Here is a 24,715-nt window from a genome sequence, read left to right as displayed (position 1 = left end):
AGCGGACGGTTTCCGCCCGAGGCGAGTTGCAGCGCGGCCGCGCACGGCCGATGGTGACGGGTGAGTCGCTGGAGGCGCTGTGCTCGAATGGGAATCCGTGTCCGATGCGGTAGAGGGCGACCTCTACCGCGAGCTGTACGAGGGGCTGCCCGGGCCGATTCCGGATCTCGGGCGAGAGGGGTCCCGGCCGACCCCGGTGGGGGTCGTGGCAGCCCGTGAAGCGGGCAAGCTGATGGGCTGGGCCGAGGTGTACGCCTCCGAGACGAAAGGCGGGGCCGCGGTGCTGCAATGGCTGCTGATCGAGCGGGAGCGCCGGCGCATCAGCAGCGGCTTCAACACCGAACACCCGGGGAGCCCGGCCGAGATCGAACTCCTCTCCGCCCTGGCCTCGCAAGCAGCGGACCGGGCACGCGAGGCGGGATGCACGACGCTGCGCTGGTGGCCTGCGGAACCCGGATTCGCGGAGGGCGTCGCGGCTTCCCTGGGTGCCGAGCAGGTGGTCGATGCCGAGGGATGGCGCTCGTACCGCCTGCACCTTTAGTACGACCGTTATCCCCTCGGCCCGTTCCCCTCGGCCCGTTCCCCTCGGCCCGTTCCCCTCGGGTCGGGCCCCCATCCGGCTCAGGTCTGCGTCTGCGTCCCGGGTGTCGCTCGTGCGCCCGGTCGGCCGGTCAGCGCACGGGCTGGCCGTACACGTGGTCGATGTGCAGGGTGACGAGGACCCGCTGGTCGCGGACCATCGCCTGGCGGAAGTCGTCCCAGTCGTCGTGCTCGCCGTTGCGATCGCGATAGAGGGCGATCAGGGCCTCGACGGTCGCGTCGTGCGGGTCCGCGGCGACGGGCGTCAGCTCGGCCGTGCCTTCGGCGACGGTCCAGGCCCAGCGGTCCTGGCTGGTGATGTGGTAGCTGGCTCGCGGGTCACGCCGAAGGTTCTTCGTCTTGGCCCGGTCCTCGGTGACGGAGACGCGGATCGTGCGGGCGTCGGGGTCGTAGACGTGCCACACGTTGGACAACTGAGGGCGGCCGTCTCGTTTGAGAGTGACCAGGATGCCTTCTTTGATGTCGGCAGCGAGCTGGAGCAGTACGTCGTCGTGCGCCTGAGGGTCAGTCATGCCCGGCCCAACGCCTCGACGTCACCGTGGATTCCCCTCGTTGCTCCAAGTGCCGCGCTCCGGCGGTGAGAGAGGGGCATAGGGTCTGACGCGTGCACGCGCGATGGGGAGCTCTCGGCGGCGCGGTGGTGACCGTCGCGTCGGGTCTCGCCGTCCGGTCGTGGGGCGACGGTGCCTTCGCGAAGTACGCCGGGGACGCTCTGTACACCGTGCTGGTGTGCTGCGTCGTGGCCCTGGTGGCGCCCCGGCTCGGCGCCGGTGTCGTCGCGGGCATCGGCCTCGCGTTCAGCTGCGCGGTGGAGTTCCTGCAGATCGCGGGGATCCCCGCCGTCCTGCGGCCCCTGCTCGGGGCGACGTTCAACCCGCCGGATCTGTTCTGGTACTTCGTGGGATCGAGCCTCTACTGGTGCCTCGCCCACGGTGCTCAGCGCCGGGCGGAGCCGAACGCCGGCATCTGAGAGTGATCGACCCGCATACCGCCCCGGAACGGTCCGGGGCGGAGCGCGACGCGTCGGGCCGTGGCCGTCAGCGGGCGTGGGCCACCTGGGCGGCGAGCAGGTGGGAGTCGAGCAGGGTGATGTCGGCGGTGCGGTCGGCCCTGGCGTAACCGGCCAGCATCCGCTTCGTCATGATCAGGGCTTCCGGCGAGCGTCTGCCGAGAGGTCTGGTCCACGCGGCGACCGCCCGGTCCAGGTCGCCGGCCGGGGTCACCTTGTGCAGGAGGGAGATCCGGTGCGCGGCCGCGGCGTCGAACGTGTCGCAGGTGAGCATGAGTTCGCGGATCCTGGCGGCCCCGCCCTCGGCGATCAGGCGGCCCATGGCCCCGCCCCACGCCGGAGGCAGTCCGAGGCCCACCTCCGGCATCCGGAACCGGCAGGTGTCCGCGCCCGCGCGCAGGTCGCAGTAGGAGGCCAGCGCGAGGCCGGCTCCGATGACCTTGCCGTGCAGCCGGGCGATGGTGATCGCGTGGGTGTTCTCCAGCGCCTGGCAGAGGCGATGGGCCTTGTCCACGATGCGGCGCAGGGCGGCGCCGCTCGGGTCCTCCTCCATGGCCGCCTGGAACTCGGTGCGGTCGGCTCCCAGGCAGAAGTCCTCGCCCATCGAGGAGAGCACCAGGACGCGGACGTCGGGTCTTTCGTGGAGATCGTCGAGTACCGCGATGAGCTCGTCGACGACGGCGGCGCTCAAGGTGGGCTCCTGCCCCTCGGGGGCGAGGCGGACATGGAGCACCGGGCCGTCCTGCTCGACGCGTATCGCCTTGGGGGAGGGCGTCGAGAGGAAACGATTCTGTTCTGTCATGCGAAGGCAACGTCCAGATTCAGCGGGCGCCGGAACGCCACTCGGGGCGCCCATGCCGGAGGGCGGACCAGAGCGAGGCGGGACAGGCGCTGGGTCAGATGGCGGAGCAGGGTCTGGGCCTCCAGCCGGGCCAGCGGGGCGCCGAGGCAGTAGTGGATGCCTCCGCTGAAGGCGAGGTGGGCGGGTTTGCGCAGGGGGTCGAAGCGGTCGGGGTCGTGGTGCCGCGCCGGATCGCGGTGGGCCGCGGCCACCATGAGGTGCACCATCTGGTCCCGGCGGACCTCGACTCCCTCGAGGACCGTGTCCCGGGCGGCGACCCGGCTGATCACATGGGTGGGCGGGTCGTAGCGGAGCGTCTCCTCGACGAATGCCGGGACGAGATCCGGGCAGGAGGCGATCAGGTTCCACCGTTCCGGCCGCTCGACGAGCCGCAGCACCGTCATGGTCAGCAGGGTCGAGGTGGTCTCCAGCGCTGCCAGGACGACGAACAGGGCCAGCAGGTAGACCTGTTCGTCGGCCTCGTCGCGGTCCGGTTCCACGGCGTCCCACGCCTGAATCCACCGGGACACGGGGTCGTCGCCGGGCCGGGACCTCCTGCTGCGGACCAGATCGACGAAGTAGGCGCGCAGTTCGGTGGTCGCCGCGTCCGATCTGGCCAACTGGGTCGCGGAGGGGAGCAGTTCCTGCGTGAAGACCTGCTCGTGGGTCAGGTCGCGCAGCCGCGACCAGTCGGCCGCGGGCAGGCCGAGCCAGTGCCCGATGGTCGCGACGGGCAGCTCCTCGCTGACCAGGGTGGCGAAGTCGGCTTCGCCGTGCCGCAGCTGCTCGGCCAGGTCGTCGAGGAGCCGGTCGGTGACCCGGTCGAGGGTCCGGCCCATGTCCTGGACGGTCGTGCGGTCGAATCCGCCGGCGGCCCGGCGTACGCGCGTGTGATCGGGAGGGTTGAGCGCGGGCAGGGTTCTGCCCATCTCCCGGGAGGAGGGGGCGTTCCACCGTGTACCGGCCCCTTGCCGTTCTCGCCAACTCGCGTCCGGTTCCAGCCACTCGCGACTTCTCAGTATCCGGTCGCACAGGTCGAAGCCGGTGACGAGGGAGCCGCCCCACGGGGCGGGAGTGACGCCGCCCCGGGTGGCGAGCTCTGCGTAGAAGGGGAAGGGGTCGGCCTGTCCCGCGGCGGTCCGCAGTCGAGAGAACAGTGAGACCGCGGCCCGGCGATCGTGCGGCCGGGTGGAGACAACTCCCATGGCGGAAGCTCCTTTCTGAGCGTCAGCCGCCATGAATACCCACATGATCGTTCAAGCATCCAATAACCCACGGTCCTCACAGGGTTACTTGGATCACTCGCCTCTCGTCCAGGCCACGAAGCGGCTGAAAAGGCCCCCCTTGCGCTGCGGTTGCTGTCCCGACGGGGCCGGACCCGCGCCGGTCCGGGCGCCCTGCGCGCGGTAGGCGTCCGCGGGAGCGGCCGTCGCGGTGGCACCGGAATGCGACGACGGCTGGCCGGCGTCGCCCAGGGCGAACGGGACGGCTCGCGAGGTGAACCGGACGGGCAGGGTCACCAGCGACCGGCTCCACGGCGAGGGCACCCAGGCCAGGGTCGCGAACGGCTGGCGCAGTTCGACGTCCGGCAGCCGCTTGAGCAGCGACTCGACGGCGGTGACCGCGATCATGAACGCCGGGTCCTTGGCGGGGCAGGCGTGCGGCCCGGCGCCGAAGCCCAAGTGGGCCTTCGCGCTGAGCTGCTCGCGGTGGACGTTCAGCTTGGGGTCGGTGTTGGCCGCGGCGAAGGAGATCAGCACCGGATCGTTGGCCCGGATGACCCGGTTGCCCAGTTCGACGTCGTGCGTCGGGTAGTGGGCCGCGTAGTTGGCGATCGGCGCGTAGTTCCACAGCGTGTGGGAGACGGCGCTCTCGACCGGCAGCCCGGCCTGCCACTCCTCGCCCAGGTACAGCGCGCTGCTGGTCCCGATGGCCGCGGCCAGGGGCGCCGTTCCGCCGGACAGCAGGGTCACGAGCTGGTGCAGCACCTCCTCGTCGCTCAGCTGGGCCGGGTGCTGCATGAGACGGGTCGTCAGATCCTGGCCGGGGCTGCGGTGCTTGAGGGCGATCAGCTCGGCGAGCGCGCCGCCGAGGACCTCGTCGGCACCCGGAGTGCCCTCGAAGATGCCGCTGATCCCGGCGATCACCCGGTCGCCGAGCTCGGGCGGGCAGCCGAACAGCTGGCTGAAGACCAGCAGCGGGAGCGGCTGGGCGTAGGACGCCATCAGCTCCGCCTGGCCGCTGGGGTCGGCGCTGAAGCGGCCGATCAGGTAGTCGGCGGACTGCTGCGTCAGGCGGACGATCTGGCGTTCGTCGACCGTCGCGAGGCTCTCGGTGACTACCTGGCGCAGCCGGGCGTGCGCGGCGCCGTCGCTGAACAGCGCGTTCGGGCGGTAACCCATCATCGGCAGGGCCGGGCTGTCGGCCGGGACGCGGCCCTCGTTCAGCGCGTTCCAGCGCCGCGAGTCGCGCACGAAGGACGCCGGGTTCTGCAGGATGTACAGCGCTGCGTCATAGCTGGTGACCAGCTCGACCTCGACGTCCGGGGCGATGTCCACCGGCGCGCTGGGCCCGGAGGCGCGCAGATGCGCGTAGTGGCCGTCGGGGTCGGATCCGAACGCGGATCCGTAGAGGTGGACGTTCTCGTGGGCGGGGCATCCCGGCGGTATGTGCGAGGACTCTGTGGGCTGTTGCATTCCGTGCTCCTAGGGCCTGGCCGGCGGCGCGGGCCGCGAGCGTGGGTGGCGATCACTGGTCGGTGCGGATGAGCGGGGCCGGGCCGGTGCGGCCCGGTGGACGACGGCGGGTGCGTCGCGGAGCGGAGGTGCAGGGGGGACGACGCCGCGAGGGTGCGGTCCGGACCCCGCTCCGCGACACGGTCCGCCGGGGCAGGTCCTGGTGTGCCGACAGTCCTGCCTGCCCCGCGAAGCCGAAAAGGGCGCTCTCGTGGGGACCGCCGTTCGGGCGGACGGCAGGACTGTCGGCACACCGCCTAGGCGAGCAGGGTCATGAGGTGCTCCACCAGGGTGATGAGGGCCTGCCCGGCGGACTCCTCGTCCCGGACGTCGCAGCCGACGACCGGGGTGTCCGGAGACAGATTCAGCGCCTCGTGCACCTCTTCGAGGGGATAGTCGGCGGTGCCGTCGAACCGGTTGACACCGATCGCGTACGTCAGGCCGAACCGTTCCACGAGGTCGAGGACCGGGAACGACTCCTCCAGGCGCTCCGGATCGACGAGGACGAGCGCGCCCAGCGCACCGCGCGACAGCTCCTCCCACATCTCCTTGAAGCGCTCCTGCCCGGGGGTGCCGAACAGGTAGAGGACGAGGGACTCACTGAGGCTGAGTCGGCCGAAGTCCATGGCCACGGTCGTGGTCGTCTTGTTCGGCGTGCCCGAGAGGTCGTCGAAGCCGACACTGGCCTCGGTGATCTCCTCCTCGGTCCGCAGCGGCTCGATCTCGGAGAGAGCGCCGATGCAGGTGGTCTTGCCGACCCCGAAGTGCCCCACTATGAGGATCTTGACCGCGTGCGAAACGTCTGGATCCAAGTACAAGTTACGCTCCGAATCGCTTCTTCCGCAGGCCGTCGAGAACGGCGCTGACCAGCTCCCTGTCGACCCTTTCGGCACTCGGTATGGGCTTCCTGACCAGGATCAGGCCGCCCTCCTCCAGCTGCGCCAGCAGGATGCGGACGATGCCCAGGGGCAGGTGGGTGTGCCCGGCCACCTCGGCCACGGACAGGAACCCGTTGGCCACCAGGTCGAGGACCGTACGGGCCTCGGGTGACAGCGCGCGCACGGTGGCTTCGGCGTCGCGGGCGGCCGTCACCAGAGCGGTGTGCGCGTACTGGTGATCCGGCGGCAGGGCGCGCCCGTTGGTGATGACGAAGAGCGGTACTAAGGGGGAGGTGAGTTCCAGTCCCTCGTCGGGATCCTCAGACATCGCCGATCCTCCCTCCGTGCGCGGACCGGGCGCCCAGTTCTGGCACCACCTGGTGCAGCCGGGTGGTGAACTCCTCGATGTCGCAGTCGTGTTCGGCGGACGCGGCCAGGAAGGCCCCTTCACCGGCGGCGATCAGGAAGATCCAGCCGTGCGAGAACTCGATGACCGTCTGCCGCCACGTCGCGTCCTCGACGGCGCCCGCGAACTGGGCCGTCACCCTGCTGTACGCGTGGATGCCGGTCATCGCGGCGGAGATGGTGTCCGCCAGGTCCCGGGTCATCGCGGAGGTCGCCCCGCGCGGCAGTCCGTCCCCGCCCAGCAGGACGGCGTGCCGTGCGCCGCGCACCTCCGCGACCGCCCGGTCGAGCTCGGGCAGCACGAACCCCGATGCGCCGGTGGCGCCGGGCCGGTCCGCCGCGGCGGAGCCGCCCGCCCCGGCCTCGTCCGTCGGGACGCGGGGCGGCGAGGTGAGGTTGTTGCCCAGGCGGGCCACCAGCCGGTGCATGCGGAAGGAGATCTGCTGCATGTCGACATCGGGCTCGGCCGCCGCGGCGAGGTAGGCGCCCTGCCCGGCCCCGATCAGGAAGATCCAGCCGTGGTCGAACTCGATGACCGTCTGGCTCCACTCCCCGTCCTTCGCCGAACCGGCGAAATGGGCGGTGGCACGGCTGAGGGACTGCATGCCGGCCATGGCGGCGGAGATGGTGTCGACGTCCTTGGGGTCGAGACCCTCCGTCGAGCCGCGGGGAAGACCGTCGGCGGAGAGCAGGACGGCGTGCCGCGCCAGGGGCACGTTCTGCACGATGTCCTGGAGCATCCAGGACAGGTCTGGCGTCATTCGTCTTCAGACCCTTCGGCGGACGGGGTGTCGATCTTGCGGGCCGAGAGCGTGCCCCGCTGGAGGGCGCCGAGGCTGCGGCCCGAGGTGCGCGGCGCTCCCTCGGAGGCCGGGAACGCGGGCCGGCGGGGCGACGCGTCCGGCACGCTCGCGATGGGGGACTGGCGCTCGCCCCGCTTCGGCAGCCCGTGCACCGTGCGCTTCGGGGCCTCGGTACGCGTCTCGGAACGGGTCTCCGCCGGCGGCTCGGCCTGCTGCTCGGGCGGCGGCTGCTCCTGGGGGGCCGGGGTCCGACGGATGCGGCTGACGGGTGCCTCGGTCCTCGGCGGCGTCTCCTCCATGGTCCACAGCTCCTCGGGCAGCAGCACGACGGCGCGGACACCGCCGTACCGGGAGACTCCGGTGACATCCACCTTGAAGCCGTACTGGCGGGCGATCAGACCGATGACGGGGAAGCCGAACTTGGGCTGGGTACCGAGCTGCGACAGGCGGGGCACGTCGTCGCCGGAGAGCAGCGCGGTCGCGCGCTGCCGGTCCTCGTCGCTCATGCTGACGCCCGCGTCGTCGATGATGATGCAGAGGTTGTTCTGGATCCGCTGGAAGGTCACCTCGATCGGCGCGTCCTGCTGCGAGAAGCTGGCAGCGTTGTCGAGGAGTTCGGCCACGGCGAGGGCGACCGGCGCGACCGCGGACGCCTTCAGCGCGAGACCGGTCTGCTGCATGATCGCGACCCGGCTGAAGTTGCGGATCTGGCCCTGGGCGCTGCGGACCACGTCGTAGACGCTGGCCGCCCTGTTGCGGCGCCCGAGGGGCGCGCCGCACATCACGGCGATGCCCTGGGCCTTGCGCGCCATCTGGGCGTTGGAGTGGTTCACGTCCAGGAGGTCGCTGAGGACGGCGTGACCTCCGTACCGCTGCTGCACGGCGTGCAGCAGGGTGGTCTGCTCGGCCGCGAGGCTCTGCAGGAAGCTGGCGGCGCCCTTGAGGACCGCCTTGGTGTTCTCCTCGGCGTCTTCCTTCGCGGCGAGGATCGCGCTCTCGCGCTCGGTCCAGATCCTCTGCAACTCGGCCGAAGAGCCGTGGAGTTGGCGTTCCAGAGCACTCAGCTGCTGACGCAGATCTGCTTCCGACCGCTGCTTCTTCGCCGCGAGCGCTCTACTGCGGATGGTGAGTGCCACAACGGCGGCGACGGATATCGCCGCTATCGCAACCAGGCACCACACCAGTGCGTCTTGTGTCATGGAAACCTTTCTCGGCGCATGGCGACAGATGCACTTCGTCAGGGCCCGCGACACGGCCCAGAGCGTCACCCGATCGGCGATGCACACACGCGAGCACATCGCAAGAAGGCGCGCAGGACGAGTGGATCAAGATCGCGGATGCCGGGATGCTATCACCGTGATCCACCCTCAGATTCCGCGCGCACACCGGCCTTTGGGGGCCGGGAAAGCGCAAGCTCACCCGCGTGCGAGCGTCTGTGGGGGCCGCCGTCGGCAGCCTCGCGCGACTGTGCCGCCTTGATCGACGCGCGGATTTGGACGGTGCGTTGACAAAAGTCGTCGACGCCCGTTCGCGGCGCGACCCGAAGGCACTCTCAGGGGGTACGGGGTGTCGACAGCTCCGCACATTGCCTCCCAAAGGCTGTTTTCAGCCACCGTGATGCCGGAAGTTGGCCGGAAGGCTCACCGGGTGTCTCCGTCCGCCCTTGGCCATGCACGCGACAGAAGGTAATGTCGTGCCGTTATCGACGACGGTCGACGGAAGCCGGTGGGAATCCGGCACGGTCGCGCCACTGTGAGCGCGCAGCCCTCGTGGGGCTGTGCGTGAGTCAGACCCGGGACGGTCGTCCATGTGCACCACCGAGACGGGACGCGAACTCCCGAAGGAGGCCCTGCCAATGGCGCAGCATGTCGCCCAGCCGACCGCCACCACTCCTGTCATACCGGCCAAGCTGCCGCTGAAGGCGATCGCCCCCTGGGCCGCTTTCTTCGGCATCCTGATGCTTGTCCTGCTGTACTTCGTCGGCGCCGAACAGGGCGCCACCTCCGTGTTCAGCGGGGCGGGTGTGCACGAGTGGGTGCACGACGCCCGTCACCTGCTCGGCTTCCCCTGCCACTGAGAAGGCGGAGGAACGTCGCACTCCCATGAACTCAACCACCGTACGCAATCTGCTCGTTCGGGGGATGCTCGCCGGTCTCGCGGCCGGCGTGCTCGCCCTCCTCATCTCCTACTGGCTCGGTGAGCCGCTGGTCGAGAAGGCCATCGGCTTCGAGGAGGGCCACGCCGGTCACTCCCACGGCGACGAGGTCGAACTCGTCTCCCGCGGCCTGCAGTCCACGGCCGGACTGGCCACCGGCGTCCTCGTCTACGGCGTCGCCTTCGGCGGCATCGCCGCACTCGCCTACTGCTTCGCGCTCGGCCGGGTCGGCCGCTTCGGCCCGCGTGCGACGGCCCTGCTGCTGTCGGGCTGCGCGCTGCTGGCCGTGTACGTCGTCCCGTTCCTGAAGTACCCCGCCAATCCGCCCGCCGTCGGCAACGCCGACACCATCGGCAAGCGGACCACCCTGTACTTCCTGATGATGGTGCTCAGCGTCCTCCTCGCGGTCGCGGCCACCCTGCTCGGCAAGCGGCTCGCGCCGCGTCTCGGCACCTGGTGGGCGACCGTCGTCGCCGTTCTCGCCTTCGCCGTGGTCGTCGGCCTGGCCTTCCAGTTCCTGCCCGTGATCAACGAGGTGCCCGAACACTTCCCGGCCGCCGTGCTCTGGCGCTTCCGGCTCTCGGCGCTCGCCATCCAGATCACGCTGTGGACCGGATTCGGGCTGCTCTTCGGAGAGCTGGCCGAGCGTCTGCTCAACCCCAAGCCCGCCGCGGCCCGTCAGGCGGTCCCGGCAGCGAACTGAACCGACCGGTCGAGCAAGCGCGACCGAGCCGGACGAGAGAGGGCCCGCGGATCCGTCCGCGGGCCCTCTCTCGTCGGCCCGGATGCCGGGCCGCTACCGCGACGGCGGCTCCTGGGAGTCTTCCGCGGCGAGAGGCCGGCCCGAGCGCAGGTTCCAGCGGCCGTCGCGGCCGCTCAGCTCGGTCACGGTCAGCGGCGCCACGTCGCAGCGCCAGAAGGCCGACAGGGGCGCCCCCAGCGCGTGCACCACGGCGGCACGCGCCAGCTCGGGCTCCACGACACCGATGACGAGCCCGCCGTCGGGCACCCCCGTCCGGTCGCCGAGCGTGTCCAGCCACCGCGACACCCGCGCACACACATCGGCGACCGACTCCCCGCCCCCGGCCCGGAACTCCGGATCCCCGAGCCAGCGGCCCACCTCCTGCGGCGATGTCTCCATCACCTCGGTCAGGGTCCGGCCGCGCCAGCTCCCGGTGTCCGGAGCGGCCAGCGCCTCCGGCTCGACGGCCGCGCCGAGCCCCAGCAGCCCGGCGGTCTCCCGGCAGCGCCGGCTCCCGGAGGCGACGGCGAGCGCGGGCGTCGGCAGGGCCGGGGCCGCGGCGCGTGCGGCCGCGCGGCCGGCGGCGTCCAGCGCGGCCCCGTCGTCGAACCGGGCCTGGCGCAGCGAGGCGTTCAGCGCGGGCGAGACGAACCAGACGCGGCGGGTCATGGCGCGTTCCTTCTTTCCGGAGTCCTGGGAGGCATCGCTGGGCGCGGGGCATCGCCGGGCGCGCCCCGGGTGAGCTCGTGCGCGTACGGAACGGCTCGTACGGCTCGTAGGGGACGGCCCCTTACGGAGAGGGCGCGCCGGGCGCCGAGCGGCCCTGCCGAACCTAGCATTCGCCTCTTCCCGGGTCGGGCCGATCTCGCCGCCGTGACCTGTACGGATCCCGGCGCCGCGGCCCGGCGTCGCGGGGGCCGCGGACCAGGGGCCCGCACGGGGCCCGCGCGCCGCGAACTGCGAGACTGTGGTCATGGGCACGCAGAACACGCAGGGCACGCAGAGCACCGAAGAGCGCACGATCCTCGTCATCGGGATCGGTGCCGGTGACCCGGACCACCTCACCCTCCAGGCCGTGAAGGCGATCCGGCGCGCCGACGTCTTCTTCGTCGTCGGCAAGGGGGCCGACAAGTCCGCGCTCACGGACCTGCGCCACCAGATGCTGGAGGAGCACGCCGAGGCCCCGTACCGGGTGGTGGAGGTCGAGGACCCGAGCCGGAACCGCCGCCCCATGGACCGCTCCGCCTACACGTCCACCATCGAGGACTGGCGGGCCCGGCGCGGGGACCTCTTCGAGCGGCTGATGCTGGACGAGCTGGAGCCGGGGCAGACGGGTGCGTTCCTCGTGTGGGGCGACCCGTCGCTCTACGACAGCACCCTGGGCATCCTCTCCGACATCGAGACCCGCGGCCGGGTCTCCGCGGTCGTCGAGGTGGTCCCCGGCATCACCAGCGTGTCCACGCTCGCCGCGCGCCACCGCATCCCGCTCAACCAGGTCGGCCGCCCCGTGCACATCACCCCGGCCCGCCGCCTGCCCGAGGTCGGCCGGCACGACGACGGGGACATCGTCGTCATGCTCGACGGCGGCGAGTCGTTCACCCAGGTCGAGGGCGCGGGCCTGTGGATCTACTGGGGTGCCTACCTGGGAACCCCGGACGAACTGCTGATCGCCGGGCCCCTGGACGAGGTCCGCGACCGCATCCGGCAGGTGCGGTCCGAGGCGCGGGCGCGGCACGGCTGGATCATGGACACCTATCTGCTGCGGAACGTCGACGCGCCGGCCCCGCAGCCGTCCACGCCCGACACCACCGACACCACCGACACCACCGACACCGCCGGTCACCTCTGACACGCACGGAGGCCGGCGCCGGAATGCTCCGGCGCCGGCCTCCGCGGACTTCACGATGCCCTGGACGAGACTGATCCGTCCTGACCGTCCTGTCCGTCCTGATCAGTCCACGGCCTGGCCGCACTTCGCCCGCAGCTCCGCGATGGCGTTCTCGAAGTCCGTGAGGGATTCGAAGGCGCGGTAGACGGACGCGAAACGCATGTAGGCCACCGGGTCCAGCTCACTGAGCGGTTCGAGCACGGCAAGGCCCACGTCGTGGGTGCTCAGCTGCGCGCTGCCGGCGGCCCGCAGGTTCTCCTCCACCTGCTGGCCGAGCCGGTCGAGCATGTCCTCCGTGATGGGACGGCCCTGACACGCCTTGCGAACGCTGCTGACGATCTTTGTACGGCTGAACGGCTCGGTCACACCGCTGCGCTTGACCACGAGGAGGGAGTACGTCTCCAGCGTGGTGAAGCGGCGCTGGCAGTGGGCGCACTGCCGACGTCGGCGGATCGATGTGCCGTCATCGGTCGACCGGCTGTCGATGACGCGGCTGTCGGGGAGCCTGCAGAAGGGGCAGTACACCGTTCGTGTCCTTTCGGATTGCCTCGGACGGTGGGTGGTTGTCCGGTGTCCGGCCGACCGTGGAGCGACGCCCATCGTAACGTAACTGACCTGCGCCTTTTCCCGAACTCGACCAAGTTCGCCCGCAGTCGGGGCGGAAGTCCCGGCTCACGTGCATTTCGGGGAGTGCGGCACCCGCGCAAAGCCGTGTGAATCGTCAGATGTGAAGCCGGGCCGCCCTGTTGGCGGCGGCCCGGCGTCATGGGCGGATCAGGCCGAACCGAGCTCCCCGCGGACGGTCCGCGCGGCGGCCACCAGGTTCTCCAGGGAAGCGCGGGTCTCGGGCCAGCCGCGGGTCTTCAGGCCGCAGTCGGGATTGACCCACAGCCGCTCGGCGGGGATGGCCTTGAGGCCCGTACGCAGCAGTGCGGCGGCCTCGTCCGCGCTCGGGACGCGGGGCGAGTGGATGTCGTAGACCCCCGGACCGGCCTCGCGCGGATAGCCGTGCTCGGCCAGCTCGCGGGCGACCTGCATGTGTGAGCGCGCCGCCTCCAGACTGATCACGTCGGCGTCCAGGTCGTCGATCGCCTGCACGATGTCACCGAACTCCGCGTAACACATGTGCGTGTGGATCTGGGTGTCCGGCCGCACACCGGCCGTGGTGAGCCGGAACGCCTCGGTCGCCCAGGCGAGATACGCGGCGCGGTCCGCGGCGCGCAGGGGGAGGGTCTCGCGCAGCGCGGGTTCGTCGACCTGGATGACCGAAGTGCCGTTCGCCTCCAGGTCGTTGACCTCGTCGCGCAGGGCGAGGGCGACCTGGCGGGCGGTGTCGCCGAGCGGCTGGTCGTCGCGGACGAAGGACCAGGCGAGCATGGTGACGGGGCCGGTCAGCATGCCCTTGACCGGGCGGTCCGACAGCGACTGCGCGTACGCCGTCCAGCGCACCGTCATCGGTTCGGGACGGGAGATGTCACCGGCCAGGACCGGCGGGCGGACGTAGCGGGTGCCGTAGGACTGGACCCAGCCGTGCTGGGTCGCGAGGTAGCCGGTGAGCTGTTCGGCGAAGTACTGGACCATGTCGTTGCGTTCGGGTTCGCCGTGCACCAGGACGTCGATCCCGGTCTTCTCCTGGAAGGAGATGACGTCCCGGATCTCGGTCCTGACGCGCTCCTCGTAGCCCGCGGTGCCGATCCGACCGGCCCTCAAGTCGGCGCGCGCGGTGCGCAGTTCGGACGTCTGCGGGAACGAGCCGATCGTGGTCGTCGGCAGCAGCGGCAGGCCCAGGTGGGCGCGCTGGGCAGCGGCCCGCGCGGAGTACGGCTGCGAGCGCCGGGCATCGGCGTCGGTGACCGCGGCCGCGCGGGCCCGCACCGCCGGGTCGCGGGTGATGGGCGAGGTGGCGCGGGAGGAGAGCGCCGCGCGGTTGACGGCGAGTTCGGCGGTGATCGTGTCGGTGCCGTGGGCGAGGCCCTTGGCGAGCGTGGCGATCTCGGCGGTCTTCTGGCGGGCGAAGGCGAGCCAGCGCAGGATCTGCGGGTCGATGTCGCGCTCCAGGGCGGCGTCCAGCGGGACGTGCAACAGCGAGCAGGAGGCGGCGACGTCGACTCGCTCGGCGAGGCCCAGCAGAGTGCCGAGCGTGGCGAGGGACTTCTCCAGGTCGTCGACCCAGATGTTGCGGCCGTCGACGACGCCCGCGACCAGCCGCTTGCCGGGCAGTCCGCCGGCGGCGGCGAGCGCGTCGAGGTTGGCGGCCGCGGCGCCGGTGAAGTCGAGGGCGAGGCCGTCGACGGGGGCCTTGGCGAGAACCGGCAGGGCGTCACCGAGCCGGTCGAAGTAGGAGGCGACGAGGAGCTTGGGCCGGTCGGTGCGAGCGCCGAGGTCGCGGTAGGCGCGGGCGGCGGCGTTCAGCTCGGCCGGGGTGCGGTCCTGGACCAGGGCAGGCTCGTCGAGCTGCACCCATGCGGCGCCGGCGGCGCGCAGGTCGGCGAGGACTGCCGCGTACACGGGCAGCAGCCGGTCGAGGAGGGTGAGCGGATCGAAGCCGGCGGCGACGCCGGGCGCGGGCTTGGCGAGCAGGAGATAGGTGACCGGGCCGACCAGGACCGGACGGGCGGTCAGCCCGAGGGCCACGGCCTCCTCGAACTCGGCGACCTGCTTGGCGGAGTCGGCGGTGAAGACCGTGTCCGGTCCCAACTCGGGTACCAGATAGTGGTAGTTGGTGTCGAACCACTTGGTCATCTCCAGCGGCGCCACGTCCTGGGTGCCGCGCGCCATCGCGAAACAGCCGTCCAGGGCGTCGGCTTCCACCGCGGCGCGGTGGCGCTCGGGGACGGCGCCGACCATGACGGTGGTGTCGAGGACGTGGTCGTAGTACGAGAAGTCGCCGGTCGGGACTTCGGTGATCCCGGCGGCGGCGAGTTCCCGCCAGTTGGCCCGGCGCAGCTCGGCGGCGGTGGCCCGGAGGGCGTCGGCGGTGACGCGGCCCTTCCAGTAGCCCTCGACGGCCTTCTTGAGCTCGCGGTCGCGGCCCTGACGGGGGTAGCCGTACACGGTGGCCCGTGCTGCCGCGGCTGGGGTCCTGGTGGTCACGGAGTTCTCCTTCGAGAGACGTATCCCTGGGATCCCGGGGACCCGTACGGCACGAAGGAGTGACACACACGGCGGTTCGACGTCACGCGGTGAAGGCGCGGTCGTCCGCCGGATATGTACGCCGACCCGCCCACGAGGTCACCGGGATGTCCGCGCACGCGTCGTACGCACACGGGCAGGTGGCAGGTCTTCGGACTCGTGAGCACGTCCGTCCGGACCGGACGGACACCTACTGGCCGTCGCTTCCCAAGCCTCTTTGCCGAGGCCCAGTGCGTATGACGGCGGTCGTTCCCACTCACCGCTGCGGGGCAGTCCCGGATTCCCACCGGGTTCCCTCTTGCGACGCATCCCGCCTGGCGGACGGGGCGAACCAGCTGCGGGACTCACCCTACGGGCCACCGGACCCGGGTCGCCAGGGGGACCGGCCGCGCAGCGCGGGGAGAGAACACACAGCCGTGCACGGCGTCGCGGCGGCCGTCGTGCGGAACGCCCGTGGAACCCGGCGAAGAAATCCGTGCGACCACGGCAACCCGGCGCGGGGTCGCGCGTCGTGTGGGGGTGAAGGGCGCCGACCGGTGTCCTTCACCCCGACCCTGGAGTACGACCGTGAACCACCTCGTCCCCGTCCGCGGCGCCGTCGTCGCCACCGGCCTGCTGGCCGCCCTCGCCGCGATCCCCGCCGCCCAGGCCGCACCGGCACACCCGTCGGCCAGCCCCACGAGCGTCGCCAGCCCGGTGCCCGCCACCAGCGCTCCGACACCGGCCACGACGGTTCCGCCGTCCGCAGAGCCGTCCGCCGTACCGTCCGCTGAGCCGTCCGCTGAGCCGTCCGCAGCGCCGTCCGCCGACGGCACCGTGGCGCCCTCGCCCGTCCCCTCCAAGGACGAGCTGGCCCATACTGGTTCGTCGAACACCAGCACCACCGTCATGGGCGCCGGGGCCGTCGTCCTGGTCGCCGGTGGGGCGGGAGCCCTCTTCGCCGTACGCCGCCGCTCGCACCGCTGACACCGCCCGAGGAACCCCGTGCACAGCCCCGCAGCCACTCAGCTCGCCCCGCGGCCGCGGCCGTTCACGCCGTCGTACGGCCGGACCCGCCCCGGATGGCGGGCGTCGCTGCGCGGGCTGCTGCGCCGCGACCGGTCCACGCTCGAGGCGGCACCCGGCCAGGACACACCGCGCCACCCCTCCGGGTACGGCGGCACGCACCCCTACCCCCGGCCGGACCGGCCACCCACGGTCAGCGAGCTGTACCACGCGCACCGGCTGCGCATGGTCCGGCTCGCGGTGCTGCTCGTGGACGACCCGGCCACCGCGGAGGACGTCGTCCAGGACGCGTTCACCGCCCTCTACCGACGCCACGGGGAGCGGATCACGGAGGTCGACAACGCCCTCGGCTATCTGCGGACCTCGGTCGTCAACACCGCCCGGTCGGTCCTGCGCCGCCGCCGCACCGCCCGCGCGTGGACACCGCCACCGGCCGGAGAGACCCCGTCCGCCGAGGACTCCGTCGTCCTCGACGAGGCGCACCGCGAAGTGCTCGCCGCGCTCGCCCGGCTGACACCGCGCCGTCGCGAAGTCCTCGTCCTGCGCTACTGGGCGGACCTCAGCGAGGCTGAGATAGCCGCCACCCTCGGCATCAGTAGGGGCGCGGTGAAATCGAACGCCAGCCGCGCGCTCGACGCACTCGAAAAGATCCTGGAGGGCCGGATATGACACCGCGAACACCACGGACCGAACCGGCCGGCAGCCCGGAGCGCCCGCTGGAGCGACGGCTGCACGACGCGCTCGCGGCCCGCGCCGACAGCATCACCGTACGCACGCTGCGCCCGGCCGAGCCGCCCGGACCGCACCTGCGCCGACTGCCCCTGTTCCACCGCGACCGGCGCCGGTTCGCGCCGGTGCTCGCCGGTCTCGCCACCGCCGCGGCCCTCGTCGCCGGCTACCTGACCCTGGCCCCGGACGCGGAACCGCACCGCACCCCCGTACCGCCCGCGGCCCCCTCGGCGCCCGCCGTCCCGGACCGCGGCTCCACGCCGGGCCCGTCCCGGACACCGGAGACCGCCGTGCCGTCCCCGTCGGCATCGGCGCCCCCGACCGGGCCCGACCGCACCGGCACCACCGGCCCCACGGCGACCCCGAGCCCACCCGGCTGACCCCGGACCGGCCGACACCCGCACACCGAGGCGGGCTTCCGTCCAGGCACACGGCACAGTTGGGGCACCACAGTGTCAGCGCAGTGCCTGAGGGAGGAACGCGTGCTCGGTCTGGAGCTTGTCGTGCTGTTGGGGATCGCCGTGCTCGTCGGCTCCGCGCTCGGCGACCGGCTGCGCATCGCCCCGCCGGTGGTGCTCATGGTCATGGGCGTGCTCATCGGCCTGATCCCCGCGCTGCGGAAGGTGGAACTGCCCTCCGAGGTGGTGCTGCTGCTGTTCCTGCCCGCGCTGCTGGCCTGGGAGAGCCTCAACACCTCGCTGCGCGAGATCCGCCGCCACCTCACCGACGTCGCGCTCGCCGCCACCGTGCTGGTCATCGCCTCGGCGGCGGCGGTCGCCTGCGTCGCGCACGCCCTCGGCATCGACTGGGGGCCCGCCTGGGTGCTGGGCGCGGCGGTCGCGCCCACCGACGCGACCGCCGTCAACGTCGTGGCCCGGCTCCTGCCGCGCAGAGACATCACCCTGCTGCGCGCCGAGAGCCTGCTCAACGACGGCACGGCGCTGGTCGTCTACGGCATCGCCGTCGGCGTCACCGTCGGCACGGAGGACGTCACCGCCCCGCACGTCGGCTGGCTGTTCGTCCTCGGCTACGGCGGCGGCGCGCTGATCGGCCTGGTCACCGGTACGGTCGTGCAGTGGTTCCGCGCCCGGATGGCGCAGGCCGACGCGCTGCGCGGGCAGGTGCTGTTGCTGCTCGCCCCGTTCTCCGGCTATCTCGTCGCCGAGCGGATCGACGCCTCGGGCGTGGTCGCCGTCGTGGTGTGCGGGCTCATGCTCAGCCAGAGCGGGCCGCGCACCGTACGGGCCGAGGTCCGGGTCCAGGCGCAGAACTTCTGGCAGGTCGCCACCTACCTCCTCAACGGCTCCCTGTTCGTCCTCATCGGCGTCGAACTCGACTTCTCGGTCCGCACGATGGGCGACGACGAGATCCCCCGCGCCCTCGGCACCGGGCTCGCCGTGGCCGGCACCCTCGTCGCCGTGCGCTTCGCCTACTACTTCGGTGTCGCCGCCTTCTTCCGGATCGCCCGCAGGAACAGCGCCCGCGCCTCCGGCACGACGTACTCCGGCCGCCGGCTGACCGTGAGCGCCCTGTCCGGGTTCCGCGGGGCGATCTCGCTCGCCGCGGTGCTCGGTGTCCCCTCCCACCTGGACAACGGCGAGGTCTTCCCGTCCCGGCAGCTCATGGTCTTCGTCACCGGTGTGGTGATCGTCGTGACGATGGCTCAGGCGCTGATCCTGCCGGGGGTGGTGCGCTGGGCGCGGATCCCGCGGGACGGATCCGTCGCCCGGGAGGAATGGCTCGCCGAGTCGGCGGCCCTGGAGTCCGCGCTCGCCCTGCTGCCCGATCTGGCCGGCCGCCTGGAGACGGCGCCCGCCATCCGCGAGGCGATCGAGCGCTCCCACCGGTTGCAGGCGGACACGGTCGCCCAGCGCTGCGCCACGATCCCGGACGACGCGGAGGAACGCGCCCTCCACCCGCGGCGCCTCACCGACGACCACACGGCCCTCAGCCTCGCCCTCCTCGCCGAGCGCCGGGCCGTGATCGTCCGGCTGCGGGACACCGGCGACATCGACGACACGGTGCTGCGCCGGCTCCAGGGCCGGCTGGACACCGAGGAACTGCACCTGTTGGGGCATGTCCCCGTACGCGAGTGAGCGTCCGCCCGGGCGCTGCCCGGTGTCCGTCGTCCCGTCGTCCCGTCGTCCCGTCGTTCCGTCAGCCGGTCGTGCCGGGGAGCGCGGGCGGCTCGCCGGTGAGCAGCTCGGTGATCTCCCGGGCGAGGTGCGGGGAGAGTTCTCCCCAGCCCTCCTTGTAGCCGTAGACGCTCGCGAGGGTACGGGCCTCGTAGTCGCCGTTCATGATGTCGATGTCGGCGGGCGTGATGAGTGACGGGTGGGCGACACCGACCGCTCCGGACACCTTCAGCAACTCCCTGCGCAGGGTCCGCAGATACATGGCGGCCCGGTTGGCCTTCGACGGCGCGTCGACACCGCGCACCAGCCACGGCGACTGGGTGGCGATGCCGGTGGGGCACTTGTCGGTGTGGCACTTCTGCGCCTGGATGCAGCCGATGGACAGCATCGCCTCCCGGGCCACGTTGATCATGTCGACGCCGAGCGCGAAGGCGACGGCGGCGTTCTCGGGCAGGCCCAGCTTGCCCGAGCCGATGAAGGTGAGTTCATCGGTCAGGCCCCGCTCGGCGAACGCGCTGTAGACGCGCGAGAAGCCCATCCGGAACGGCAGGGACACCGAGTCGCTGAAGATCAGGGGAGCGGCGCCGGTGCCGCCCTCGCCGCCGTCGACGGTCACGAAGTCGACCCCGCGGTCGCCCCGCGCCATCAGGGTTGCCAGTTCCTCCCAGAAGCTCATCTCGCCCACGGCGCTCTTGATCCCGACCGGCAGACCGGTCTCGGCGGCGAGCAGTTCCACGAAGTCGAGCATCGAGTCAACGTCGTGGAACGCCGTGTGCCGCGAGGGCGACGCGCAGTCCTTGCCCGCGGGGATGCCGCGGATCTCGGCGATCTCGTCGGTCACCTTCGGACCCGGCAGCATCCCGCCGAGCCCCGGCTTGGCGCCCTGCGAGAGCTTGATCTCGATCGCCTTGACGGGAGCGCCGGCGACGACCGCCTTGAGCTTGTCGAGGCTGAAGGCGCCGTCCTCGTCGCGGCAGCCGAAGTACGACGTACCGATCTGGAGCACCAGGTCGCCGCCGTTGCGGTGGTACGGCGACAGGCCGCCCTCGCCCGTGTTGTGCATCGATCCGGCCAGCGCCGCGCCCTTGTTGAGCGCGGTGACGGCGGCGCCCGACAGGGAACCGAAGCTCATCGCCGAGATGTTCACGATGCTTGCCGGGCGGAACGCCTTGGCCCGCCCGCGCGGCCCGCCCAGCACCTTGGCCGAGGGCAGCGGCGCCTGCGGGTCGTGCAGATCGGGCAGCGGCCCGGCGAACGTGCGCTGCTTCACGTACGCGTGGCCCTGGATGTGCTCGACGTCGTTGTCGGTGCCGAACCCGAAGTAGTTGTTCTCCTCCTTCGCCGACGCGTAGATCCAGCTGCGCTGGTCGCGGCTGAACGGCCGCTCCTCGTCGTTGGAGGTCACGACGTACTGCCGCAGCTCCGGTCCGATCGTCTCCAGCAGATACCGGGCGTGGCCGACCACGGGGAAGTTTCTCAGCAGTGCGTGCTTCTTCTGTACGAGGTCGCGGGCGGCCACCACGGCCAGCACTGTCGCGGCGGCCGCACCTATGTTCCGAGCACGCATGAAACGTTCCTCTCCTCGACTGCTCGACATTCGGCGCCGGCAGACGCCCGAGCAGGCCCGATGGTAGAGGGAGCGTCCCCGGACGGGCAGGCCAGGGGCTAGCCTGCCGTCCCGGGTGCACGTATGCCCGATCCGAGCAAGGAGAACCACCATGACCACCACCGCCCGCGCGACCGTGCAGCACGAGGACGACCGCGTCCGCGTCACCCGCTGGGACTTCGAGGACGGGCAGAGCACCGGCCGCCACGTCCACGCGTACGACTACGTCGTCGTGCCCGTCACCGACGGACGGACCGAGGTGATCGGCGCCGACGGCACGGTCACGCCGTCCCCGATGAAGGCCGGTGAGTCCTACGCCCGCACGGCCGGTACCGAGCACGAGGTCGTCAACGTCGGCGGTTCCCCGCACTCGTTCGTCGAGATCGAGCTGAAGAAGCCGTAGAAGACGACGAAATCCGTCGTGAAAAGCACAGGCGGGGACGGATATCGTGGGTGAATGACCCGCGTTCCTCCGTCCGTCGCCGCCCGTACCGCCACCCCGGCGGACGCGGACGCCATCGTCTCCACTCTGACCAGCGCCTTCTTCCACGACCCGCTGTGGGGCCCGGCCTTCCCCGACGAGCGGCGGCGCGCCGCGCAGGCGGCGGTCATGTGGCGCCGGTACGTCACTTCCGCGCTGCGCTATCCCTGGACCCTGGTGACCCCGGGTGCGGAGGCCGCGGCCGTCTGGATCCCGCCGGGCGGCACCGAGCTCACCCCCGAGGAGGAAGCCGGCCTGCCGGACCTGCTGACCCGTGCCGCCGGCGCCGACGCGGCCCGGGACATCCTGGCGATCTACGGCCAGTTGGACGCCGCCCACCCCACTGAACCCTGCTTCTTCCTCACCCTGCTCGGGGTCCACGACGAGCACCGCGGCAAGGGCCTGGGCATGGGACTGCTCGCCGAGAGCCTGGCCCGCATCGACGCCCTCGGCGCGCCCGCCTACCTCGAGTCGTCCAACCCCGCGAACATCGACCGCTACCGCGGTGCCGGCTTCGTCCCGCGCGACACGATCACCATCGCCACCGGCCACGTCGTCACCACCATGTGGCGGCCGGCCCGCACGGTCGGCGACCTATAGTCGATCTCATGAGTCGTTGGCAGGATCTGACCGGTGGCACGTCCGGCAGCGAGTACGCCGCCCGCTTCGAGGCACTCGCCCGCAGCGGGCAGGACATGCACGGCGAGGCCTCGTTCTGCGCGGCGCTCGTGCCCGCCGGGGCGCGCGTGCTGGACGCCGGCTGCGGCACCGGGCGGGTCATGATCCGGCTGGCCGAACTGGGCTACGACTGCACGGGCATCGACCTGGACGCGTCGATGCTGGACGTGGCGCGGGCACAGGCGCCCCGACTGCCCTGGTTCCGGACCGACCTCGCCGCGTTCGACCCGGCCCAGCTCGGGATCGACGCCGACTTCGACCTCGTGGTCGCCGCGGGCAACGTCATGCCGCTGCTCACCCCCGGCACGGAATCCACGGTGGTCGCCCGCCTCGCCGCGGCCCTGCGCCCGGGCGGCCTCCTCGTCGCGGGCTTCGGCCTGGACGCGGCCCATCTGCCCGTGCCGCCCGGCCTCACGCTGGCGGAGTACGACGCCTGCTGCGCCGCGGCCGGACTCGCCCTCGTCGACCGCTTCGCGACCTGGGACGCAGCCCCCTATGACGGCGGTGGCTACGCCGTCAGCGTCCACCGCTCGACTCCCTGAGCGGCCGGCAGACCTCGTCGCTCCGGGCCGACAGCGGCGCCCACGTGTACCGGAGCCGCACACCGTGGTCCTGCAGCCAGGCCGTCTCGCGGTGCCGCAGCTCGTGCGCGGACTCCGGCGCGATGGCGCAGGGCCAGCGCACGAGGACCTCGGCGACACGGCCCGTCCGCACCAGCTGACGCACCCGGCGCCATCCGGTCCGCCGGGCCGGATCGGGCTCACCGTACGTATCGGTGACGACCTCGGCGATCGTCAGTCCGCGCTCCTCGGCGAACGCCTGGCCCTCGGTCCGCGCGCACTGCGCGGCCGCCCCCGGCCCGGCCGGGGACCGGTCGGCGCACACGTACAGCACGACGGGTGAAACGGGTTCGGCTTGGGTGGGCATGGACGCCTCCTGGACGTGGCCGGGCCGTGCTGTGCCGGTCGGAACGCATGACGTCGGGGTCATGGGCGGACTCACGGACAGGACGTCAACTCCGCCCAGACGACCTTTCCTTCGGCCCGTGTCGAGCAGGCGGAGCCCCACCGGTCCGCGATCTGCTGCACGAGGAAGAGCCCCCGCCCGCTCTCGTCGCCGGGGCCCGCGTGCCGCTCGGGCGCGCAGACCGGGGCCCGGCCCCCGTCGTGCAGTTCGATCCGCAGCAGCCGCTCGTCCCGCGTCAGGGTGAGGCCGCAGACGACGTGCCCGCTGTCGGTGTGCAACACGGCGTTCGTCGTCAGCTCGGAGACCAGCAGCACCGCGTCGCAGCAGGTGTCGCCCGGCACCTGCCACGCGCGCAGCCGGTCGCGCACGGTGTCGCGGGCGGATCTCGCGCTGGTGCGCAGTGCGGGCAGACCGAACCAGAACTCCCGGCGAGGCGCGGTCGTGGCTAAGGCCGGGGACGGGGCCGGTGCGCCGGGTGGGGGCAGAGTCACGAAAGTCGCCTTCCAGGGCCTGCCGTGGGGCGGCCGCGGTGTGGGGGTACGGGCTGCGGCTGGAGCGGTGGGAGACGGACGCCCTGCGGCGAGGTGCCGGCGACGGCGCCGACAGCACGCGCCCCGTCCGGGCCGAATGCTCCTCCAGAGCCGCGACGTGACCGCTCACGCGTCAACTATGCGCGTGATCGTACTCACGCTGCAACCGACTCCCTGATAATTTCAGCGGAGCGGATATCGATCTGGCGTCATCATCAAGTCGCTGTCAGAATGCCGATGTTGATGTCTCCTCAGGAAAGGCTGGGTGTGAGCGAAGCCCGTTCCGGCACCAGTGCGCCGACGGTCCTGCGCATGATCCTCGGCCGGCGGCTGCGGGACATGCGGCTGGAGGCCGGTGCCTCGCTGGAGGACGCGGCGCGAGCCCTGCGCGTGAAGACCCTGACCGTCCGCCGGCTGGAGAAGGCCGAGGTCGCGCTGAAGCCTCTCTACGTGGAGAAGCTGCTGGAGACCTTCGGCGCGGACCGCCAGGAGACGGAGGAGTTCGTCGCCCTGGCCGAGCGGGCCAACGAGCCCGGCTGGTGGCACTCCTACCGCGACGTCGTCCCCAGCTGGTTCACCGCCTACGTGAGCCTGGAGACCGACGCCAAGACGCTGCGCACCTATGAACCCCAGTACGTGACGGGCCTGTTGCAGACCCCCGAGTACGCGCACGCGGTGCTGCGCGGCGGCCTGCCCCACGGCAGCGAGGAGGAGCTGGCGCGCCGCGTGGAGCTGCGCCTGCGCCGTCAGGGCCTGCTGGACCGGGAGGACGCCCCCACCCTGTGGGTGGTCATGGAGGAGGCCGTCCTGCACCGGATGGTCGGCGGCCCCGACGTGATGCGGGAGCAGATCGAGCGGCTTCTGGACATGTCCGAACTCCCGCACGTCAGCGTCGACATCGTGCCGTTCTCCGCGGGCGCCCACATAGGGGCGTGCGCGCCGTTCACGTATTTCCGGTTCGAGGAGCCCGAACTGCCCGACATCGTCTACAGCGAACTGCTCTCCGCCGCCGTCTATCTGGACCAGCGCGAGGACGTCGTCGCCCATCTGGAGGCCCATTCCCGTATGGCGTTGATGACCTCGTCGGACGACAGCAGGGCGCTCTTGAACCGCATGCGCAAGGAGTACTCGTGACGATCACCGGCGAGGACGTGTACAACGGGATGCCGGCCGGCGATCTCGGCGACCAGGGATGGGAGCGTCCCTGGAGCGGGCCGAACGGCGGGCAGTGCGTCGAGACGAAGAAGCTCGCCGACGGCCGGGTGGCCGTCCGGCAGTCGACGGACCCGGCCGGGCCGGCGCTGATCTACGCGCCGGAGGAGATCGCCGCGTTCGTGCGCGGCGTCAAAGAGGGCCTGGCCGATCACCTGGCCGCCGGGTGAACCGGCGCCGGACAG

The 24,715-nt window shown here is 71.8% G+C and carries 28 protein-coding genes and 2 riboswitches; of the genes, 14 read left to right on the top strand and 14 right to left on the bottom strand.

The features are described from left to right. Window positions 1-79 precede the first annotated feature (79 nt). The gene (locus tag ABT127_RS11090) at window positions 80-541 is read left to right on the top strand and encodes a hypothetical protein (protein WP_351447047.1); all 462 of its coding nucleotides are present in this window, start codon (window positions 80-82) and stop codon (window positions 539-541) included. A 130-nt stretch (window positions 542-671) separates the two neighbouring features. Here the strand turns inward: ABT127_RS11090 and ABT127_RS11085 are convergent, their stop codons facing one another. Beyond that, the gene (locus tag ABT127_RS11085) at window positions 672-1,112 is read right to left on the bottom strand and encodes a PPOX class F420-dependent oxidoreductase (RefSeq protein WP_351447045.1); all 441 of its coding nucleotides are present in this window, start codon (window positions 1,110-1,112) and stop codon (window positions 672-674) included. Window positions 1,113-1,204: 92 nt separating this feature from the next. Here ABT127_RS11085 and ABT127_RS11080 point away from each other — a divergent pair, with 92 nt between their 5' ends. After that, on the top strand, window positions 1,205-1,570 hold the full coding sequence (locus ABT127_RS11080; protein WP_351447043.1) for a ribosomal maturation YjgA family protein: 366 nt from the start codon (window positions 1,205-1,207) through the stop codon (window positions 1,568-1,570). Window positions 1,571-1,637: 67 nt separating this feature from the next. Here the strand turns inward: ABT127_RS11080 and ABT127_RS11075 are convergent, their stop codons facing one another. The 7 genes from ABT127_RS11075 to ABT127_RS11045 form a co-directional block, all read right to left on the bottom strand. Then, a complete protein-coding gene (locus ABT127_RS11075; protein WP_351447040.1) occupies window positions 1,638-2,411 on the bottom strand; it encodes an enoyl-CoA hydratase/isomerase family protein in 774 nt (257 codons plus the stop codon). Then, a complete protein-coding gene (locus ABT127_RS11070) occupies window positions 2,408-3,655 on the bottom strand; it encodes a cytochrome P450 (RefSeq protein ID WP_351447037.1) in 1,248 nt (415 codons plus the stop codon). Before ABT127_RS11070 ends, ABT127_RS11075 begins: the two co-directional genes overlap by 4 nt. A gap of 93 nt (window positions 3,656-3,748) precedes the next feature. Next, window positions 3,749-5,146, bottom strand: coding sequence for a cytochrome P450 family protein (locus ABT127_RS11065; RefSeq protein ID WP_351447035.1), 1,398 nt, complete (start codon window positions 5,144-5,146; stop codon window positions 3,749-3,751). A gap of 296 nt (window positions 5,147-5,442) precedes the next feature. After that, entirely contained in the window at window positions 5,443-6,003 is a 561-nt protein-coding gene (locus tag ABT127_RS11060; protein ID WP_351447033.1) for a GTP-binding protein, read from the bottom strand. Window position 6,004: 1 nt separating this feature from the next. Continuing rightward, window positions 6,005-6,391, bottom strand: a complete 387-nt coding sequence (locus tag ABT127_RS11055; protein WP_351447030.1) for a DUF742 domain-containing protein — start codon at window positions 6,389-6,391, stop codon at window positions 6,005-6,007. Continuing rightward, window positions 6,384-7,229, bottom strand: a complete 846-nt coding sequence (locus ABT127_RS11050; RefSeq protein WP_351447027.1) for a roadblock/LC7 domain-containing protein — start codon at window positions 7,227-7,229, stop codon at window positions 6,384-6,386. The genes ABT127_RS11055 and ABT127_RS11050 overlap by 8 nt, the downstream gene beginning before the upstream one ends. Further along, window positions 7,226-8,470 carry an ATP-binding protein gene (locus tag ABT127_RS11045; RefSeq protein ID WP_351447024.1) on the bottom strand — a complete coding sequence of 415 codons (1,245 nt, stop codon included), beginning with the start codon at window positions 8,468-8,470 and terminating at the stop codon, window positions 7,226-7,228. Before ABT127_RS11045 ends, ABT127_RS11050 begins: the two co-directional genes overlap by 4 nt. Before the next feature lie 481 nt (window positions 8,471-8,951). Then, window positions 8,952-9,087: riboswitch (cobalamin riboswitch) on the top strand. Between the two features lie 39 nt (window positions 9,088-9,126). Between ABT127_RS11045 and ABT127_RS11040 the strand changes: the two genes are divergently transcribed. Together ABT127_RS11040 and ABT127_RS11035 are read left to right on the top strand one after the other, a co-directional pair. Next, window positions 9,127-9,348 (top strand): CbtB domain-containing protein, encoded by a 222-nt coding sequence (locus ABT127_RS11040; RefSeq protein WP_351447021.1) that lies wholly within the window; start codon window positions 9,127-9,129, stop codon window positions 9,346-9,348. A 25-nt stretch (window positions 9,349-9,373) separates the two neighbouring features. Then, the gene (locus tag ABT127_RS11035) at window positions 9,374-10,129 is read left to right on the top strand and encodes a CbtA family protein (RefSeq protein WP_351447019.1); all 756 of its coding nucleotides are present in this window, start codon (window positions 9,374-9,376) and stop codon (window positions 10,127-10,129) included. Window positions 10,130-10,222: 93 nt separating this feature from the next. Here the strand turns inward: ABT127_RS11035 and ABT127_RS11030 are convergent, their stop codons facing one another. Then, window positions 10,223-10,837: a histidine phosphatase family protein gene (locus ABT127_RS11030; protein WP_351447016.1), complete on the bottom strand. Its 615-nt coding sequence runs from the start codon at window positions 10,835-10,837 to the stop codon at window positions 10,223-10,225. 304 nt (window positions 10,838-11,141) lie between these two features. Here ABT127_RS11030 and cobF point away from each other — a divergent pair, with 304 nt between their 5' ends. After that, window positions 11,142-12,017: a precorrin-6A synthase (deacetylating) gene (cobF, locus tag ABT127_RS11025; protein WP_351447013.1), complete on the top strand. Its 876-nt coding sequence runs from the start codon at window positions 11,142-11,144 to the stop codon at window positions 12,015-12,017. Window positions 12,018-12,119: 102 nt separating this feature from the next. Here the strand turns inward: cobF and nrdR are convergent, their stop codons facing one another. Together nrdR and metE are read right to left on the bottom strand one after the other, a co-directional pair. Next, window positions 12,120-12,581, bottom strand: coding sequence for a transcriptional regulator NrdR (gene nrdR, locus ABT127_RS11020; RefSeq protein ID WP_111661253.1), 462 nt, complete (start codon window positions 12,579-12,581; stop codon window positions 12,120-12,122). A gap of 249 nt (window positions 12,582-12,830) precedes the next feature. After that, window positions 12,831-15,149 (bottom strand): 5-methyltetrahydropteroyltriglutamate--homocysteine S-methyltransferase, encoded by a 2,319-nt coding sequence (gene metE / locus ABT127_RS11015; RefSeq protein ID WP_351447010.1) that lies wholly within the window; start codon window positions 15,147-15,149, stop codon window positions 12,831-12,833. 164 nt (window positions 15,150-15,313) lie between these two features. Then, window positions 15,314-15,539: riboswitch (cobalamin riboswitch) on the bottom strand. Window positions 15,540-15,755: 216 nt separating this feature from the next. Here metE and ABT127_RS11010 point away from each other — a divergent pair. The 4 genes from ABT127_RS11010 (at window position 15,756) to ABT127_RS10995 (ending at window position 19,018) form a co-directional block, all read left to right on the top strand. Beyond that, window positions 15,756-16,154, top strand: a complete 399-nt coding sequence (locus ABT127_RS11010; protein WP_502971677.1) for an LAETG motif-containing sortase-dependent surface protein — start codon at window positions 15,756-15,758, stop codon at window positions 16,152-16,154. A gap of 18 nt (window positions 16,155-16,172) precedes the next feature. Then, window positions 16,173-16,862 carry an RNA polymerase sigma factor gene (locus ABT127_RS11005; protein ID WP_351447007.1) on the top strand — a complete coding sequence of 230 codons (690 nt, stop codon included), beginning with the start codon at window positions 16,173-16,175 and terminating at the stop codon, window positions 16,860-16,862. Then, entirely contained in the window at window positions 16,859-17,302 is a 444-nt protein-coding gene (locus ABT127_RS11000) for a hypothetical protein (protein ID WP_351447004.1), read from the top strand. Before ABT127_RS11005 ends, ABT127_RS11000 begins: the two co-directional genes overlap by 4 nt. A 102-nt stretch (window positions 17,303-17,404) precedes the next feature. Continuing rightward, the gene (locus tag ABT127_RS10995; RefSeq protein WP_351447002.1) at window positions 17,405-19,018 is read left to right on the top strand and encodes a Na+/H+ antiporter; all 1,614 of its coding nucleotides are present in this window, start codon (window positions 17,405-17,407) and stop codon (window positions 19,016-19,018) included. A gap of 61 nt (window positions 19,019-19,079) precedes the next feature. On the opposite strand, the gene ABT127_RS10990 is transcribed toward ABT127_RS10995, so the two are convergent. Next, window positions 19,080-20,624: an FMN-binding glutamate synthase family protein gene (locus ABT127_RS10990; RefSeq protein ID WP_351446999.1), complete on the bottom strand. Its 1,545-nt coding sequence runs from the start codon at window positions 20,622-20,624 to the stop codon at window positions 19,080-19,082. A gap of 151 nt (window positions 20,625-20,775) precedes the next feature. Here ABT127_RS10990 and ABT127_RS10985 point away from each other — a divergent pair, with 151 nt between their 5' ends. From ABT127_RS10985 to ABT127_RS10975, 3 genes are read left to right on the top strand one after another with little or no spacing between them, the layout of a single operon-like run. Further along, window positions 20,776-21,066: a cupin domain-containing protein gene (locus tag ABT127_RS10985; RefSeq protein ID WP_351446996.1), complete on the top strand. Its 291-nt coding sequence runs from the start codon at window positions 20,776-20,778 to the stop codon at window positions 21,064-21,066. 54 nt (window positions 21,067-21,120) lie between these two features. Next, window positions 21,121-21,744 carry a GNAT family N-acetyltransferase gene (locus ABT127_RS10980; RefSeq protein ID WP_351446993.1) on the top strand — a complete coding sequence of 208 codons (624 nt, stop codon included), beginning with the start codon at window positions 21,121-21,123 and terminating at the stop codon, window positions 21,742-21,744. A gap of 8 nt (window positions 21,745-21,752) precedes the next feature. Then, complete coding sequence (locus ABT127_RS10975; RefSeq protein ID WP_351446991.1) at window positions 21,753-22,364, top strand: class I SAM-dependent methyltransferase; 612 nt, start codon at window positions 21,753-21,755, stop codon at window positions 22,362-22,364. On the opposite strand, the gene ABT127_RS10970 is transcribed toward ABT127_RS10975, so the two are convergent. Next, a complete protein-coding gene (locus ABT127_RS10970; protein WP_351446989.1) occupies window positions 22,339-22,749 on the bottom strand; it encodes a hypothetical protein in 411 nt (136 codons plus the stop codon). The genes ABT127_RS10975 and ABT127_RS10970 overlap by 26 nt on opposite strands. Window positions 22,750-22,820: 71 nt before the next feature. Further along, window positions 22,821-23,279 (bottom strand): ATP-binding protein, encoded by a 459-nt coding sequence (locus tag ABT127_RS10965; protein WP_351446986.1) that lies wholly within the window; start codon window positions 23,277-23,279, stop codon window positions 22,821-22,823. Between the two features lie 306 nt (window positions 23,280-23,585). Here ABT127_RS10965 and ABT127_RS10960 point away from each other — a divergent pair, with 306 nt between their 5' ends. Continuing rightward, on the top strand, window positions 23,586-24,452 hold the full coding sequence (locus ABT127_RS10960; RefSeq protein WP_351446983.1) for a Sco1979 family transcriptional regulator: 867 nt from the start codon (window positions 23,586-23,588) through the stop codon (window positions 24,450-24,452). 29 nt (window positions 24,453-24,481) lie between these two features. Beyond that, window positions 24,482-24,700 carry a DUF397 domain-containing protein gene (locus ABT127_RS10955; protein WP_351447240.1) on the top strand — a complete coding sequence of 73 codons (219 nt, stop codon included), beginning with the start codon at window positions 24,482-24,484 and terminating at the stop codon, window positions 24,698-24,700. Window positions 24,701-24,715 lie beyond the last annotated feature (15 nt).

The organism is Streptomyces sp. NPDC001904 (assembly GCF_040297005.1).
GTDB lineage: Bacteria > Actinomycetota > Actinomycetes > Streptomycetales > Streptomycetaceae > Streptomyces.
This window is presented reverse-complemented; position numbering and strand designations above follow the sequence as displayed.

What these genes read in the sequence shown, in the direction of transcription:
- ABT127_RS11075 (WP_351447040.1), bottom strand. Translation starts at nt 2,411, where the DNA reads ATGACAGAACAGAATCGTTTCCTCTCGACGCCCTCCCCCAAGGCGATA.
- ABT127_RS10985 (WP_351446996.1), top strand. Translation starts at nt 20,776, where the DNA reads ATGACCACCACCGCCCGCGCGACCGTGCAGCACGAGGACGACCGCGTC.
- ABT127_RS11055 (WP_351447030.1), bottom strand. Translation starts at nt 6,391, where the DNA reads ATGTCTGAGGATCCCGACGAGGGACTGGAACTCACCTCCCCCTTAGTA.
- ABT127_RS11030 (WP_351447016.1), bottom strand. Translation starts at nt 10,837, where the DNA reads ATGACCCGCCGCGTCTGGTTCGTCTCGCCCGCGCTGAACGCCTCGCTG.
- ABT127_RS10970 (WP_351446989.1), bottom strand. Translation starts at nt 22,749, where the DNA reads ATGCCCACCCAAGCCGAACCCGTTTCACCCGTCGTGCTGTACGTGTGC.
- ABT127_RS11040 (WP_351447021.1), top strand. Translation starts at nt 9,127, where the DNA reads ATGGCGCAGCATGTCGCCCAGCCGACCGCCACCACTCCTGTCATACCG.
- ABT127_RS11065 (WP_351447035.1), bottom strand. Translation starts at nt 5,146, where the DNA reads ATGCAACAGCCCACAGAGTCCTCGCACATACCGCCGGGATGCCCCGCC.
- ABT127_RS11045 (WP_351447024.1), bottom strand. Translation starts at nt 8,470, where the DNA reads ATGACACAAGACGCACTGGTGTGGTGCCTGGTTGCGATAGCGGCGATA.
- ABT127_RS11070 (WP_351447037.1), bottom strand. Translation starts at nt 3,655, where the DNA reads ATGGGAGTTGTCTCCACCCGGCCGCACGATCGCCGGGCCGCGGTCTCA.
- ABT127_RS10975 (WP_351446991.1), top strand. Translation starts at nt 21,753, where the DNA reads ATGAGTCGTTGGCAGGATCTGACCGGTGGCACGTCCGGCAGCGAGTAC.
- ABT127_RS10955 (WP_351447240.1), top strand. Translation starts at nt 24,482, where the DNA reads ATGCCGGCCGGCGATCTCGGCGACCAGGGATGGGAGCGTCCCTGGAGC.
- cobF (WP_351447013.1), top strand. Translation starts at nt 11,142, where the DNA reads ATGGGCACGCAGAACACGCAGGGCACGCAGAGCACCGAAGAGCGCACG.
- ABT127_RS11035 (WP_351447019.1), top strand. Translation starts at nt 9,374, where the DNA reads ATGAACTCAACCACCGTACGCAATCTGCTCGTTCGGGGGATGCTCGCC.
- ABT127_RS11085 (WP_351447045.1), bottom strand. Translation starts at nt 1,112, where the DNA reads ATGACTGACCCTCAGGCGCACGACGACGTACTGCTCCAGCTCGCTGCC.
- ABT127_RS10980 (WP_351446993.1), top strand. Translation starts at nt 21,121, where the DNA reads ATGACCCGCGTTCCTCCGTCCGTCGCCGCCCGTACCGCCACCCCGGCG.
- ABT127_RS11050 (WP_351447027.1), bottom strand. Translation starts at nt 7,229, where the DNA reads ATGACGCCAGACCTGTCCTGGATGCTCCAGGACATCGTGCAGAACGTG.
- ABT127_RS10990 (WP_351446999.1), bottom strand. Translation starts at nt 20,624, where the DNA reads ATGCGTGCTCGGAACATAGGTGCGGCCGCCGCGACAGTGCTGGCCGTG.
- ABT127_RS11000 (WP_351447004.1), top strand. Translation starts at nt 16,859, where the DNA reads ATGACACCGCGAACACCACGGACCGAACCGGCCGGCAGCCCGGAGCGC.